This is a genomic window from Psychromonas saccharinae (assembly GCF_051201515.1).
Taxonomy (GTDB): domain Bacteria; phylum Pseudomonadota; class Gammaproteobacteria; order Enterobacterales; family Psychromonadaceae; genus Psychromonas.
Window position 1 is genome coordinate 3566788 of the sequence record NZ_CP195153.1, and the last position, 14024, is coordinate 3580811.

Sequence of the window (14024 nt, forward strand, 5' to 3'; positions counted from 1 at the left end):
AATGAAAGATATTTGTATGAAATTATCAAATAAACAAAAACAGCACTTAAAAGGTCTTGCTCATCAACTAAAACCTGTTGTGCAACTTGGCCAAAATGGATTGACTGAAGGTGTTCTCGCAGAGATAGAGAATGCACTCAGTTTCCATGAACTCATCAAAGTTAAAGTAGCTACCGATGACCGTGAAATGAAACAATTAATTATTGATGCCATTGTGCGAGAAACTGAAGCACTTAATATTGCTAAAATTGGACATATCGTGGTTTTATATCGCCAAAGTGAAAATAAAAAGATTGAGCTTCCACGCCAATAATTTCTCGGCTATTTTACCCCATAAAAAAACCCAGTTAAACTGGGTTTTTTTATGGAAGAAAGCAAATCGTTATGCAATATGTTGCACATTGATTATTTCATATTCCATTGTGCCGCCCGGTGTCACAATGGCGATTTCATCATCAACCATTTTACCAATCAAGCCACGCGCAATCGGCGAACTTACCGAAATTAAATTTTTCTTGATATCAGCTTCATCATCACCAACAATACGATAAGTCACTTCTTCATCCGTATCAACGTTCACGATAGTCACGGTTGTACCGAAAATAACTTTACCTGTATTAGTTAGTTTACTCACATCAATAATTTGTGCATTAGATAACTTAGCTTCGATATCTTGAATACGCCCTTCACAGAAACCTTGTTGCTCACGTGCAGCATGGTATTCAGCATTTTCTTTTAAGTCACCATGTTCGCGTGCTTCCGCTATTGCTGCAACAATCTCAGGGCGTTTTACCGATTTTAAATTCTCAAGCTCAGAACGTAATGTTTCTGCACCTTTTGCTGTCATTGGATATTGAACCATTAATCATCACCTTTAAGTTGCTGTTAGTTATATTTCAAAAAGGCGATTATTCTACGTTAATTTTAAAAATTAGTCATTATTTAAGGAAAAAATAGTCTCGGTATTTTTATATATTTGTGTTGCTAAGCAACTTTTAGACTCACTTCGAAAACTCGATAACACATCAAAAATAGTTAATAAATTAATGGGTGAATTGTTTTTAGCCTGCTGTTGATAAAGTGGCATATCTGGCGCATCGGTTTCTAATACTAGCGATTCAATCGGTACACGCCCTATTGTTTCTCTTGTTTTATTTGCTGTTGGATAAGTTATCACGCCACCGATACCTAATTTAAAACCTAGTTTTATAAATTCAGTCGCTACCTCATAACTCCCCGAAAAAGCATGATATACACCGCCTTGGGTAAATTTTTCTTGCTTTAAAATTTGTAGAACTCGTCCTTGCTGTTTAACAATATGTAAAATAACAGGCAAGTTGAGTTTTTGAGCAATTCGTAATTGTTGAATAAATACATCTTCTTGTATTGCAAGATCTGTATCAATGCGCTTATCAAGTCCGATCTCGCCTAATGCAATACAATTTGTTTCTTTATTGCTTAGTGATTTTTCAAGTAAATATAAATCTTGGGGTTGAAAGTTAGCTAAAAAATGAGGATGAATGCCTAATGAGTAATACAGGTTATTAAACTCTGAAGCGAGTTTTGAAATGGTTAGCCAAGCATTTTTTTGTGTGGCGGGAATAATAAGTTTATTGATATTTAATGCAGCGAGTTGCTCCATAAGTGAATCCCGCTTGCCATCAAAGTAGCTAAAATCAAAATGGCAATGACTGTCTATAAACATCTTTACACCTATCTCAAGTAGAGAGTTGAAAATATACCCGTTACCATTCAAGGTGCAGAAATCAGCAAGACGAGAGGTGAGCAGATTCTAGGCATAAAGGTGAAGATCTAACGGGTATATAATGGATACCAATACTAACATTGGTATCCATTAGCAATATTAATGCTCGCGAGTTTTTCTAAAATCAATAGCAGGATAACGCTCTATCGCTAAATTTAAGTTAACCATTGTCGGTGCGACATAAGTTAAATTATTACTGCCATCTAATGCGAGGTTATCGTAGGCTTTTTTCTCAAATTCAGCCATTTTAATCGGATCATCACTTTCAACCCATAACGCAGTCGCCACATGAATCGCTTCATAAAGTGCTTCTACTTTATACTCAGATTTAAGACGCTGCACAACCACTTCAAACTGAAGCACACCAACGGCCCCAACAATTAAGTCATTACTACGTAAAGGTCTAAAGACTTGGACAGCCCCTTCTTCAGAAAGCTGCATTAATCCTTTTAACAATTGTTTTTGTTTAAGCGGATCTTTTAAACGAATGCGACGGAACATTTCCGGTGCAAAGTTTGGAATACCGGTAAATTTAAGTTCTTCATTACTGGTAAAAGCATCGCCAATCTGAATCGTTCCATGGTTATGCAATCCAATAATATCACCAGGATACGCCTCTTCTGCAGCTTCGCGATCACCCGCCATAAAGGTAACAGCATCGGAAATACTAACCATTTTACCCGTGCGTACATGACGCATTTTCATGCCTTTTTCATATTTACCTGAACACACACGCATAAATGCAATACGGTCACGATGTTTTGGATCCATATTGGCTTGAATTTTAAAAATAAATCCTGAAAATTGTTCTTCCGTTGGCTCAACAACACGTTGTTGCGTTTGACGAGAAAGCGGCTTCGGAGCCCATTCCACTAAACCATCTAAAACATGGTCAACCCCAAAATTACCTAATGCGGTGCCAAAATACACAGGCGTTAATTCACCCTTTAAAAACAGTTCTTGATCAAATTCATTCGACGCACCTAACACCAACTCCATTTCTTCACGCAGATCATCGGCATACAATGGCAGTGCTTCATCTAACTCTGGATTATCTAACCCTTTAATAATTCGACTATCTTGAATCGTATGACCTTGACCAGATGTATAAAGAATCACTTCATCACGCAGTAAGTGATAAACACCTTTAAACTCTTTACCCATGCCAATAGGCCATGTAATCGGTGCACATGCAATATTCAACACATCTTCTACTTCATCCATCAAATCAATGGGATCACGAATATCTCGGTCACATTTATTCATAAATGTAATAATAGGCGTATCACGTAAACGCGTTACTTCCATTAATTTAATCGTACGTTGCTCTACACCTTTTGCCGAGTCAATAACCATTAAACAGGAGTCAACTGCGGTAAGCGTTCGATAAGTATCTTCAGAGAAATCTTCATGCCCAGGCGTATCAAGGAGGTTTACTAAACCGTTATTGTATGGAAATTGCATAACCGACGTCGTAATCGAAATACCACGATCTTTTTCCATTTCCATCCAGTCAGATTTCGCGTGCTGACCCGATTTTTTACCTTTTACAGTACCGGCTTTTTGCAAAGCATTACCGAATAATAAGACTTTCTCAGTAATGGTTGTCTTACCCGCATCGGGGTGAGAGATGATAGCGAAAGTACGTCTACAATTGACGGCTTCTAGAAACTTAGCGTCTGCCATTTTAAATTTACTCTTAGTTTATACGCAATTTTGTGTACGAGATTGTTTTCATTTTTTAGAATCGCGCAACTATAGCAAATTAAGGTAATTAATTCATTTAATATCAGTTCGAAATTCAGCACTGATAACTCCTCCCAAAAAAATAAGCATTTATGTAACCGGAAATATTAATTACGTTTAGGATGGGTAGGCATTTAAGAAATAACCCAGTAACCATTATATTTTCATTAAGAGGAGCGAAATCATTTTTAAGCGAGTCTTTTATTTCAGCATGTGATATTTGCAAGCTTCAATATCGCACTTTATATACCCGTTAGATCTTCACCTTTATGCCTAGAATCTGCTCACCTCTCATCTTGCTGATTTCTGTATCTTGAATGGTAACGGGTATATTTTTATAAAAGACCACGCCTAACCTTAATTCCTGTTAAAATGAAGAGATAAATACTATCTACCATTAAGAAAGGTCTCTATGAAATTACTTGTTCGCAATCTCGCAAAAATCACAACAGAAGAAAAATTACACACTTTATTTACTCAATTTGGCGCGGTTCAATCATGTACCCTAGTAATGGATAAGGAAACAGGAAAGTCGAAGGGATTTGGATTTATTGAAATGCCTAAAGCTGGTGAAGCAAAAGCGGCAATAAAACAATTAAATGGTTATAAATTAGCGGGTAATACAATTCGTGTAAAAAAAGCAGAAGATAAAAAAGAAAATAAAGAAGCCACAGCTGAAGCCCCTAAAGCCGGGCCCAAAAAACAACCAGCTCCTACGCCACAAGTTAAAATACCTGAAGAGTTAAAAGATAATAAAGATAATGCCTTACACTTATATGGCAAAATTAAAGAATCTGACGATCAATTTTAATTTATCTTATACCGTTACTTAGGAAGAAGTAGCGGTATTACTTAGTTTTTAATTTTTTCTCTTGCATTTTTCGGGTCAAATCATCTAAACGACTATCGCAAAAAATAGCTAAACTCTGCCTATTTAATTTAGTAAATTCAACAAGTCCTAGTTCATAAGCGTTATTAACAATAGTCTGCTTTTCTTCAGCATAATGTTTTGTTTTAGAAGACATATCCGTATACAAATCATGATAATAACTTTGCATCACTGCATCTTGGTTCTCTTTCCCAATATCAGCACAAGTTTTATAGTTAGCTAACGCTCGCCCTTCTGTTTTTAAACTATCTTCATTCAGCGGCTGAGCCAATAAAAAATGACTATTAAATACAAAAACTAACATCAAAAATGCTTTTAACACAACAACTCCGAAAAAGAGGCTTACGCCCCTTTCTATTCATTTATATTTTTATACCAATTGTATTAAATATATGATCTAAATAGTTGTTTCCTTAACGAAACTTTCAGCCAAGAAATAAACACTGCTACCAGTAAAACAGATCAGCTAATGATTACGATTGGTTTTATCATCGATATTAAACCAGTGCTTGCCTAAAATCTTCAATGAGATCTTCAGTATTTTCAATACCAATAGAACAACGGATCATTGATTCACTAATCCCCATTTTTTGTCTCGTTTCTAACCCCATCTCATGATAAATAGTCGGCGCGACGGGTAAAGCTAAAGTACGGTTATCACCAAGATGTGTTGCACTAACCACGATATCTAATTTATTCAGCATTGCACAACAATCTTCTTCATCAACAAGGTCGAAACTTAATATAGCGCCGAAATCTTTAAATAAACGATTCGCCAAAGAATATTGAGCGTGATCTTTCAGTCCAGGGTAATAAACTTTAGCCACTTTAGGATGAGAATCTAAAAACTCGGCTAATGCTAATGCATTTTGACATTGACGTTGCATACGCAATTCCATCGTTTCACTGCCAACGGAAATTAAATGAGCAGATTGAGAACTTAAGCAGCCCCCCATATCTCGTAACCCTTTTTTCTTAATTTGCGTCACGCCCCACATAGCACTATCACCATGACGGTAAGCTGGAAATATATTAGGGTAACTTTCCCAATTATATAATCCAGTATCTGTCACAGCACCACCTAACGCATTACCATGACCTGCCACGTATTTAGAAAGTGACGTAACAATTAAGCTCGCTTTTACAGTCGTAGCGTCAAATAAATAACTTGATGTAATCGTATTATCAATGACATAAACAAGATTTTCAGATTCACAAAAATCACCAATTTCATCTAAGGCACAAACTTGCGTTGCAGGATTAGCAATTGTCTCAACAAACACCATGCGAGTATTTACTTTTTTAGCCGCTTTAACTTGTTCTATATCCGTCGCATCAACCATGGTCACTTCTATACCATAACCTTTAAGAGTACCAAGCAGGCTAGTTGTGTTACCAAAAAGAAAAATACTACAGATTAAGTGATCACCAGATTTTAATAATGCAAGAAAAGAACTAACAATAGCAGACATACCACAGGAAAAGAGCACCGTTGCAACACCATTATCCATCTGTTTAATTTTATACTGCAATGCCTCTAAAGTCGGAGTTGATGAACGCGCATAAACATGACCTGCTTGCTTACCTTGAAAAACATCAATTAAGCCTTGCGCATCTTCAAATACGTACGGTACTGAGTTATGAATAGGAGCATGAACTGCACCATGTTCTTGATTTAATAAACGATCCGAGTGTACTACTTTTGTTGTAAAACCTTGCCCTGACATTCTAATTCCTTGGTTATTTTTGTAAAATATGATCAACCTCGAAGGAGATTAAGATAGTAAATTGTATTTTAACAACACACAAAATAACCAAAAAACGAGTTAGCAATCGGTTATGCGTATATTTTAGTATATTTGTTACTTAAGAATTACATGAATAGTGTTCAGAGTAACAATAGAGAAGTTATTAACCAAATTTGATGTGTTTTGAAAAATGCGGTTGTAATTATACAAAAACAAAAAAGAAGATATATATAATATTTACTTATTTCTTATAGCTAACACAACTAACAGCCACTAAAAAAACGCCACTGATAAATCATACCAATGGCGTCAACTTATAACAAAGAATAAAACAGATAATCAATCGTTTAGTTTTATAGACACCAACTACTAATTAATCTTAATCATCTTGATTAATTCGACTTGCAACCGCCCCTTGTTGTTCTTTGTACTTGGCATTCGAACGCTTATTATAAGGTCTTGCTGCGGGAGCCGATAACACTTCAAAATTTAATGCACCAATAGTCATTTGAGGACGCAATGCCAATGGTATTTTACCACTGTTATAAAACTCTAACACTATTTTACCAGACCAACCTGGATCGATTCGATGTGCTGTTACATGTACCATCAACCCTAAACGTGCTAATGAAGAACGTCCATCCAACCACCCTACTATATCAGCAGGTAAAGTAACTTCTTCATAAGTAACTGCAAGCGCTAGTTCACCAGGATGAAGGAAGAAAGCTTGATCTTCTTCTATAACAATCACTTCACTCATCACTTTATCTAACGATGCAGCTACTTCTGTTTTCGGGCCAGAAAGGTCAATATAAGGTGTAGTATGTTCTTTAAAAACACGAAACTCATTGCCTAATCGAATATCGATACTCACCCCTGAAATTGCTGATTGCGGTGGCCGAGGCGTAATGATCAATTTACCTGCATCTAAATACTCTTCGATATGGGTATCACACAAACGCATATTATTTCTCCAAACTAATATAATAACGGTATTATACTCAGGCCTTTATCAATAAACCTATCATAATTTTCTTACGGGCATAAAAAAAGGCAAGTCAATGACTCACCTTTCTATTCAAACGAAATGGTCTAATTAAAGACCATCGAAGCGATATTAAAGCGCTACGATGTTTTCAGCTTGAGGACCTTTTTGACCTTGAGTTACAGTGAACTGTACTTTTTGGCCTTCAGCAAGAGTTTTAAAACCAGTGCTTGCGATTGCAGAGAAATGTGCGAAAACGTCAGGACCGTTTTCTTGCTCGATGAAACCAAAACCTTTAGATTCGTTGAACCATTTAACTGTACCAGTAGTTGTAGACATAATAATATCCTATTTAATTTGAGTAATTTAACCTTAAAAATTAAGGCAGTTTGCTAGAAGTGTTGCTATTACTTATGAATATAGGATTCGGTACATAATACGGAACATCGAACATAAATATAAAACTAACTTTCAAGCTGGTAAGAATTATATATTAGTAAGCGGACCTGTCAACTGCTATTTGAATAAAAAGTAAAAATTTTAGCAAATAAAATAGTATATAAAGCATCAATATTAATACTATTTGTATCACAAAAAACCATTACAACTCCCCCTTTTTAACCGTAATACAAATAAGATCAATAAGTTAAAAAAATAAAAAACATTTAACGCCTTTCATTTACATTAAAATTTTACAACACATAACGCATCACTTATTTGCAGTTATCATACAAATCAATTCATAATGCCCATGATTTACAATAATTAATTGTTACTACGAAATAAAATGAGATTAGAAAATGACAATTTGGATTGATGCTGATGCATGCCCCGTCGCAGTAAGAGAAATCGTATTACGTGCTAGCCAAAGAACAAGTACTGAACTTGTTTTTGTTGCTAATAGCCCACTACCATTGCCCAAACGTTCGCTGATAAAAATGGTGCAAGTCGCACAGGGATTTGATGTCGCAGATAACTATATCAGCCAACATGTTCAGGTACGTGACTTGGTAATTACCCAAGATATTCCGCTCGCAGCGGAGATTGTAGATAAAGGGATCACTGCATTGAATCCTCGAGGAGAGCTTTACACTGCAGAAAATATACGCCAACGATTGGCAATGAGAAACTTTGCAGAAGAGTTGCGTAATATTGGACAGATAAGTGGAGGGCAAAATAAATTTGGCGATAAAGAGAAACAAACCTTCGCCAATGCACTTGATCGATGGTTACAGAAGAACAAATCGTTATAATTATGGGCAGAAAGTGACGTTGAAATATGTCGCGAATGATTTTATTCGCGACATAGAGCTACAAATTGAGAGTAACCTTAAAATAGATGATAAACGGGTTAGTCTTCCACTAAATAAGGTTTAAATTCCGGCGTATATATAGCTTTAAATCCTTCAGCTTGTTTCACTAATAAATACACGGCAAGATGGTGTTTATTAGCAAACTCAAATCCAGCATCAGGCCCTAACACAGTAATCGCAGTTGCGTAGCCATCAGCTAACATCGCACTTTCGTTTATCACAGTAACTGAAGCCAACTTATGTGTAATCGGTTTGCCGGTTTTAGGGTCAATGGTATGTGAATAACGTATGCCATCGGATTCAAAATAATTACGATAATCACCTGAAGTCGCAATGCCATTATTACCAACATTAATAACACGTTGTACATTTTGTCCAGCAACAGGACGCTCTATCGCAACAGCCCAGTTTTTACTTTCTGGTTTACGCCCATGTACGCGAAGTTCACCACCGATATCAACTAAATAATTTTCAATGCCCATTGATTGCAAATACTCAGCGATAAAATCAACACCATACCCTTTAGCGATGGACGAAAGATCAACATAAAGTGTCGGGATTGACTTAACGAGCTTATTCCCTTCTATAGACAAATATTGACTACCAACCAGCTGCATTTTTTCATCAATGACAGCTTGTGTCGGTACTTTGTCTGGATGTTTATCGGGACCAAATCCCCACAAATTAACCAAAGGCCCGACGGTAACATCATAGGCACCATTTGATTGCTCAAAAATGGTTAATGCAGACTTAACCACATGAATCATGGCATCGGACACCGGCATTGAATTATCCGTTTGATTAAAACGCGATAATTCAGAATTAGGGCGATAAGTCGACATTAGATCATTAACCAACTCTAACTTTTCATCTATTTGGACTTTTATAGCTTGAGTTGATAAGGATTCATTTTTTTGCTGCGTCGGGTCTAAAACATATTTAATCTGATAATAAGTCCCCATGGTTTTACCCTGAATTTCGACTATTTCAGATTCTGTTTTAGAACACGCAGCAATAAAAAAGGTTAGCCCTATTAAGGCTAACCATTTGATTGTAAATTTATTCATTAAGTTTAACCAAAGTCATCAAGCATTATGTTTTCGTCTTCCACACCTAAATCTTTAAGCATGGCAATAACAGCTGCATTCATCACTGGTGGACCACACATGTAATATTCACAATCTTCTGGTGCTTCATGATCACGTAAGTAGTTTTCATATAGTACATTGTGGATAAAGCCGGTGTAACCATCCCAATTGTCTTCAGGTTGAGGGTCACTTAATGCGACATGCCATGTAAAGTTTTCATTTTCAGCAGCAATACTGTCAAAGTCTTCTTCGTAGAACATTTCACGTTTAGAACGAGCACCGTACCAGAAGCTTGCTTTACGTTTTGTTTTTAAACGACGGAATTGATCGAAAATATGAGAACGCATTGGCGCCATACCAGCACCACCGCCAATAAAGACCATTTCATTTTCAGATTCTTTAGCGAAGAACTCACCAAACGGACCAGAAATAGTTACTTTATCACCCGCTTTTAAGCTGAATATATAAGAAGACATTTTACCGCAAGGCAAAGATAAATCACGTGGTGGTGGTGTCGCAATACGCACGTTAAGCATAATTAAACCCGCTTCATCGGGGTAATTTGCCATTGAATACGCACGTATCGTTTCATCGTCAACCTTTGATTCTAAATTAAAGAAACCAAAGTGCTCCCAGTCGCCTCGATATTGCTCTTCAATATCAAAATCACTATATTTAACATGGTGTGCAGGCGCTTCAATTTGAATATACCCACCAGCCCTAAATGGAACAGATTCACCATCGGGAATTTGCAACTTAAGCTCTTTAATAAAGGTCGCTTTGTTATCGTTCGAGATAACTGTACATTCCCATTTTTTAACACCGAATATTTCTTCCGGTAATTCAATATCTAAGTCTTGCTTTACATTCACTTGACACGCTAAACGCTCACCTTCTTTGGCTTCACGCTTAGTAATGTGACCTAGTTCCGTAGGTAAAATATCCCCACCACCAGATTTAACTTTAACGCGACATTGACCACATGTGCCACCGCCACCACAAGCAGATGAGATAAAAATACCAGAATTTGCCAGTGCACCAAGTAATTTACCACCAGCCTGGGTTGTTATTTTTTTATCTTCGTCATCATTAATAGAAATAGCAATATCGCCAGAGCTTACCAATTTTGCCTTTGCTGCTAAAATAATAACAACCAAAGCCAACACAATAATGGTAAACATGGCTACGCCGAGAAATATTTCCATCGACCTTTTCCTTGTTTTGAAGGGGACAAAGCCCCCATAATTTCAATAAACTAAATACGTTGTTTTACAGCTGAATACCAGAGAAAGACATAAAACCTAATGCCATCAATCCTGCCGTCACAAATGTAATACCGAGACCTTTTAAACCATCAGGTACATCAGCATATTTAAGTTTTTCACGGATACCAGCCATTGCAACAATCGCTAATGTCCACCCAATACCACTACCAACACCGTAAACAACAGATTCAGTTAAGTTGTACTCACGTTGGACCATGAATGCAACCCCACCAAATATGGCACAGTTCACGGTAATAAGCGGTAAAAAGATACCTAATGCTTGGTATAAAGCGGGAAAGTACTTATCTAAAATCATCTCTAATATTTGTACTAACGCCGCAATAACACCAATAAAGGTAATGAAACCTAAAAAGCTTAAATCAGTATTTGGTAAACCAGCCCAATCTAACGCACCGGGCGCTAAAAGGTTAAAATAAATAACTTGGTTGACTGGAACAGATATACCTAATACAACAATAACAGCAATACCTAGACCAATGGATGTTTTAACTTTCTTTGAAACAGCAAGAAAAGTACACATACCAAGAAAAAATGCGAGTGCCATATTTTCAATGAAAATAGAACGAACGAATAAACTAAGATAATGTTCCATTCAAATTACTCCTTAGACTCAACTTGTTCAGGTTTAATGGTTCGAATCACCCAAATCAAGCCGCCAATGATAAAGAATGCACTTGGTGGTAGCAGTAACAGACCATTACTTTGATACCAACCGCCATTAGACGTCAGTGGTAAAATTTCAATACCAAATAAAGCACCAGAACCGAAGAACTCACGAATAGCGCCAACAGTCATTAGGATAAACCCATAACCTAAACCATTACCAATCCCATCCATAAAACTTGGGAAAGGTGAATTTTTCATTGCGAATGCTTCCGCACGTCCCATTACAATACAGTTCGTTATAATCAGACCAACATAAACAGATAGCTGCTTAGAAACACCATAAGCATATGCTTTTAGTACTTGGTCTACGACAATAACTAACGATGCAATAATTGCCATCTGAACAATAATTCGCACACTATTTGGAATATAATTGCGGATCATTGAAATAAACATATTTGAGAATGCAGTTACAAACATTACCGCTAATGTCATTACAAAAGCAGTTTCTAGTTTACTGGTTACAGCCAATGCAGAACAAACACCCAGTATTTGCAACGCAATAGGGTTATTGCTAACAATAGGCGATGTTAATACTGCTTTTAATTCACTTGATTTAGCCATTATTTAACGCTCCTTGACGAACATTGCGAAGAAATGGTCCAAAACCTTGCTCACCTAACCAAAATGTAAATGTATTTTCCACACCTTTACTGGTTAATGTCGCACCTGATAAACCATCTATTTCAGAATCAGAACCCACTGGAGCTTGTCCTTTTACTACTTTAATCGCAGGTTTACCTTGGTCGTCAAATAACTTTTTACCTTTCCAAAGTGAACGCCAACGCGGATTTTCAACTTCACCACCTAGTCCTGGAGTTTCCCCTTGTTCATAATAGGTTATAGCATCCACTGTATTACCATCGCTTTCTACAGCAACAAAGGCATACATAGTCGACCATAACCCCGCACCATGAACAGGTAAAATAAAGCGTTGCAATTGTCCTGCATCATCAGACACTAAGTAAACAGTGGCTAAATTAGCACGACGGCCGATTTTCGCTATATTTTGATCCGCAGTGAGTGCAATGCTTTGTTCAGGATCCTTTGCTGCTTGACGTTGGTCATAATCAGTTGGATCATCGACATTAACAAACTCTCCCGTTGCTAAATCAACTAACTTAGTTTGAATATTCTGTTCAAATATTTCCGCAACAGGTTTATCCATACTTAATCCAGCAACAGCTAAGATATTATTTTGTTTATCTTTTTCTTTATTTGCAAGTTGGGTTGAACGTAAGCCAACCGCAGAACCCGCTACAATAATCGAGCAGACTAGACATACGGCTAGTACAACCAATATTGTTTTTTTGAATGTTTCCTGTTGATTAGACATTGCGTGAAAGCCTCCGTTTGATATTTCCCTGTACAACAAAGTAATCAAATAATGGTGCAAATAGGTTAGCAAATAAGATAGCCAACATCATGCCTTCCGGGAAAGCCGGATTAACCACTCGAATTAAGACAACCATGGCACCTATTAATAAGCCATAAGCCCATTTACCTTTATCCGTAAACGACGCTGAAACAGGATCCGTTGCCATAAAGACCATACCAAAAGCAAAGCCGCCCATCACAAGGTGCCAATACCAAGGTAATGCAAACATGCTATTTGTATCACTGCCAATTATATTAAATAAACTAGATAGCGCGATCATACCAATCATGACACCACCAATAATTCGCCATGAAGCGATACCCGTGATAACGATAAATAATCCACCAATCAAGATAGCCAATGTAGAAACTTCACCAATACTCCCTTGCATATTACCAAGGAATGCATCAATCCAAGTTAAACCAGATTGAGAGACTGCTTCTAAACCGCCCTGAGCAGCTAAACTAAGCGATGTTGCGCCAGAAAAACCATCAACAGCAGTCCAAACCGCATCACCAGAAATACTAGTTGGATAAGCGAAGAATAAAAAAGCACGGCCAGCTAACGCAGGGTTCATAAAGTTACGACCAGTACCACCAAAGATTTCTTTAGCAACAACAATACCAAACGTAATACCGAGTGCAACCTGCCATAGAGGCATCGTTGCCGGCACAATCAATGCGAACAAAACAGAGGAAACGAAGAACCCTTCATTGACTTCATGTTTACGTACCGTTGCAAATAAAACTTCCCAGAAGCCACCAACAACAAAAGTAACGGCATAAATGGGTAAGAAATACATCGCACCAAAGAGGAAATTATCGAAAGCTCCCGCTCCACTGCCAGTCGCCACACCCAATATATTTAAAATATCAGTACGCCAACTATCAAATGCAGATAACCCCATGGCAATCGCATCATTAGCTTGGACTCCGGTGTTATACATGCCATAAAACATAGCAGGAAAGGTCGCGAGCCAAACAAAAATCATCATACGTTTTAAATCGATCGCATCACGTACGTGTGTTTTTCCCTTGGTAACTAAACCAGGTGTATAGAAAAAAGTTGCGATTGCTTCAAATAACGCATACCCCTTTTCATATCGGCCGCCCGGTTCAAAATGGGGCTCCATTTTCTCAAGTAAACCCTTAAGACTCATT

16 protein-coding genes are annotated in these 14024 nt (G+C 37.2%); 3 read left to right on the top strand and 13 right to left on the bottom strand.

Translation table 11 applies throughout. The features are described 5' to 3' along the window. The first annotated feature begins 16 nt into the window (after nucleotides 1–16). Complete coding sequence (gene yhbY, locus ACR30L_RS15985) at nucleotides 17–313, top strand: ribosome assembly RNA-binding protein YhbY (RefSeq protein WP_435235245.1); 297 nt, start codon at nucleotides 17–19, stop codon at nucleotides 311–313. Nucleotides 314–382: 69 nt separating this feature from the next. Here yhbY and greA read toward each other — a convergent pair whose 3' ends face one another. The 3 genes from greA to prfC all read right to left on the bottom strand — a co-directional run bounded on the left by greA (nucleotide 383) and on the right by prfC (nucleotide 3451). After that, nucleotides 383–862 carry a transcription elongation factor GreA gene (gene greA / locus ACR30L_RS15990; protein WP_435235246.1) on the bottom strand — a complete coding sequence of 160 codons (480 nt, stop codon included), beginning with the start codon at nucleotides 860–862 and terminating at the stop codon, nucleotides 383–385. 69 nt (nucleotides 863–931) lie between these two features. After that, nucleotides 932–1705, bottom strand: coding sequence for a TatD family hydrolase (locus tag ACR30L_RS15995; RefSeq protein ID WP_435235247.1), 774 nt, complete (start codon nucleotides 1703–1705; stop codon nucleotides 932–934). 159 nt (nucleotides 1706–1864) lie between these two features. Next, complete coding sequence (prfC, locus tag ACR30L_RS16000) at nucleotides 1865–3451, bottom strand: peptide chain release factor 3 (protein ID WP_435235248.1); 1587 nt, start codon at nucleotides 3449–3451, stop codon at nucleotides 1865–1867. A 472-nt stretch (nucleotides 3452–3923) separates the two neighbouring features. On the opposite strand from prfC, the gene ACR30L_RS16005 reads away from it, so the two are divergent. After that, entirely contained in the window at nucleotides 3924–4322 is a 399-nt protein-coding gene (locus ACR30L_RS16005) for an RNA recognition motif domain-containing protein (protein ID WP_435235249.1), read from the top strand. Between the two features lie 37 nt (nucleotides 4323–4359). On the opposite strand, the gene ACR30L_RS16010 is transcribed toward ACR30L_RS16005, so the two are convergent. The 4 genes from ACR30L_RS16010 to cspE all read right to left on the bottom strand — a co-directional run bounded on the left by ACR30L_RS16010 (nucleotide 4360) and on the right by cspE (nucleotide 7472). Beyond that, the gene (locus tag ACR30L_RS16010) at nucleotides 4360–4722 is read right to left on the bottom strand and encodes a hypothetical protein (RefSeq protein WP_435235250.1); all 363 of its coding nucleotides are present in this window, start codon (nucleotides 4720–4722) and stop codon (nucleotides 4360–4362) included. A gap of 175 nt (nucleotides 4723–4897) precedes the next feature. Further along, nucleotides 4898–6127, bottom strand: a complete 1230-nt coding sequence (locus tag ACR30L_RS16015) for a cystathionine gamma-synthase family protein (protein WP_435235251.1) — start codon at nucleotides 6125–6127, stop codon at nucleotides 4898–4900. Between the two features lie 400 nt (nucleotides 6128–6527). Next, on the bottom strand, nucleotides 6528–7112 hold the full coding sequence (dcd, locus tag ACR30L_RS16020) for a dCTP deaminase (RefSeq protein ID WP_435235252.1): 585 nt from the start codon (nucleotides 7110–7112) through the stop codon (nucleotides 6528–6530). Between the two features lie 153 nt (nucleotides 7113–7265). After that, nucleotides 7266–7472, bottom strand: coding sequence for a transcription antiterminator/RNA stability regulator CspE (cspE, locus tag ACR30L_RS16025; RefSeq protein ID WP_019613006.1), 207 nt, complete (start codon nucleotides 7470–7472; stop codon nucleotides 7266–7268). Nucleotides 7473–7933: 461 nt separating this feature from the next. Here cspE and ACR30L_RS16030 point away from each other — a divergent pair, with 461 nt between their 5' ends. Then, nucleotides 7934–8386, top strand: a complete 453-nt coding sequence (locus tag ACR30L_RS16030; RefSeq protein ID WP_435235253.1) for a YaiI/YqxD family protein — start codon at nucleotides 7934–7936, stop codon at nucleotides 8384–8386. A 98-nt stretch (nucleotides 8387–8484) separates the two neighbouring features. On the opposite strand, the gene ACR30L_RS16035 is transcribed toward ACR30L_RS16030, so the two are convergent. The 6 genes from ACR30L_RS16035 to ACR30L_RS16060 form a co-directional block, all read right to left on the bottom strand. Next, nucleotides 8485–9513, bottom strand: coding sequence for an FAD:protein FMN transferase (locus tag ACR30L_RS16035; protein WP_435235254.1), 1029 nt, complete (start codon nucleotides 9511–9513; stop codon nucleotides 8485–8487). A gap of 5 nt (nucleotides 9514–9518) precedes the next feature. After that, complete coding sequence (gene nqrF, locus ACR30L_RS16040; protein WP_435235255.1) at nucleotides 9519–10739, bottom strand: NADH:ubiquinone reductase (Na(+)-transporting) subunit F; 1221 nt, start codon at nucleotides 10737–10739, stop codon at nucleotides 9519–9521. Between the two features lie 64 nt (nucleotides 10740–10803). Then, nucleotides 10804–11412 (bottom strand): NADH:ubiquinone reductase (Na(+)-transporting) subunit E, encoded by a 609-nt coding sequence (gene nqrE, locus ACR30L_RS16045; protein WP_435235256.1) that lies wholly within the window; start codon nucleotides 11410–11412, stop codon nucleotides 10804–10806. Nucleotides 11413–11417: 5 nt separating this feature from the next. Next, nucleotides 11418–12050 carry an NADH:ubiquinone reductase (Na(+)-transporting) subunit D gene (locus tag ACR30L_RS16050; protein ID WP_435235257.1) on the bottom strand — a complete coding sequence of 211 codons (633 nt, stop codon included), beginning with the start codon at nucleotides 12048–12050 and terminating at the stop codon, nucleotides 11418–11420. Next, the gene (locus ACR30L_RS16055; protein ID WP_435235258.1) at nucleotides 12043–12822 is read right to left on the bottom strand and encodes a Na(+)-translocating NADH-quinone reductase subunit C; all 780 of its coding nucleotides are present in this window, start codon (nucleotides 12820–12822) and stop codon (nucleotides 12043–12045) included. The genes ACR30L_RS16050 and ACR30L_RS16055 overlap by 8 nt, the downstream gene beginning before the upstream one ends. Next, entirely contained in the window at nucleotides 12815–14023 is a 1209-nt protein-coding gene (locus ACR30L_RS16060; RefSeq protein ID WP_435235259.1) for an NADH:ubiquinone reductase (Na(+)-transporting) subunit B, read from the bottom strand. The genes ACR30L_RS16055 and ACR30L_RS16060 overlap by 8 nt, the downstream gene beginning before the upstream one ends. Nucleotide 14024 lies beyond the last annotated feature (1 nt).

Coding starts and splice junctions, on each gene's coding strand:
- yhbY (WP_435235245.1), top strand. CDS start 17: ATGAAATTATCAAATAAACAAAAACAGCACTTAAAAGGTCTTGCTCAT.
- greA (WP_435235246.1), bottom strand. CDS start 862: ATGGTTCAATATCCAATGACAGCAAAAGGTGCAGAAACATTACGTTCT.
- ACR30L_RS15995 (WP_435235247.1), bottom strand. CDS start 1,705: ATGTTTATAGACAGTCATTGCCATTTTGATTTTAGCTACTTTGATGGC.
- prfC (WP_435235248.1), bottom strand. CDS start 3,451: ATGGCAGACGCTAAGTTTCTAGAAGCCGTCAATTGTAGACGTACTTTC.
- ACR30L_RS16005 (WP_435235249.1), top strand. CDS start 3,924: ATGAAATTACTTGTTCGCAATCTCGCAAAAATCACAACAGAAGAAAAA.
- ACR30L_RS16015 (WP_435235251.1), bottom strand. CDS start 6,127: ATGTCAGGGCAAGGTTTTACAACAAAAGTAGTACACTCGGATCGTTTA.
- dcd (WP_435235252.1), bottom strand. CDS start 7,112: ATGCGTTTGTGTGATACCCATATCGAAGAGTATTTAGATGCAGGTAAA.
- cspE (WP_019613006.1), bottom strand. CDS start 7,472: ATGTCTACAACTACTGGTACAGTTAAATGGTTCAACGAATCTAAAGGT.
- ACR30L_RS16030 (WP_435235253.1), top strand. CDS start 7,934: ATGACAATTTGGATTGATGCTGATGCATGCCCCGTCGCAGTAAGAGAA.
- ACR30L_RS16035 (WP_435235254.1), bottom strand. CDS start 9,513: ATGAATAAATTTACAATCAAATGGTTAGCCTTAATAGGGCTAACCTTT.
- nqrF (WP_435235255.1), bottom strand. CDS start 10,739: ATGGAAATATTTCTCGGCGTAGCCATGTTTACCATTATTGTGTTGGCT.
- nqrE (WP_435235256.1), bottom strand. CDS start 11,412: ATGGAACATTATCTTAGTTTATTCGTTCGTTCTATTTTCATTGAAAAT.
- ACR30L_RS16050 (WP_435235257.1), bottom strand. CDS start 12,050: ATGGCTAAATCAAGTGAATTAAAAGCAGTATTAACATCGCCTATTGTT.
- ACR30L_RS16055 (WP_435235258.1), bottom strand. CDS start 12,822: ATGTCTAATCAACAGGAAACATTCAAAAAAACAATATTGGTTGTACTA.
- ACR30L_RS16060 (WP_435235259.1), bottom strand. CDS start 14,023: ATGAGTCTTAAGGGTTTACTTGAGAAAATGGAGCCCCATTTTGAACCG.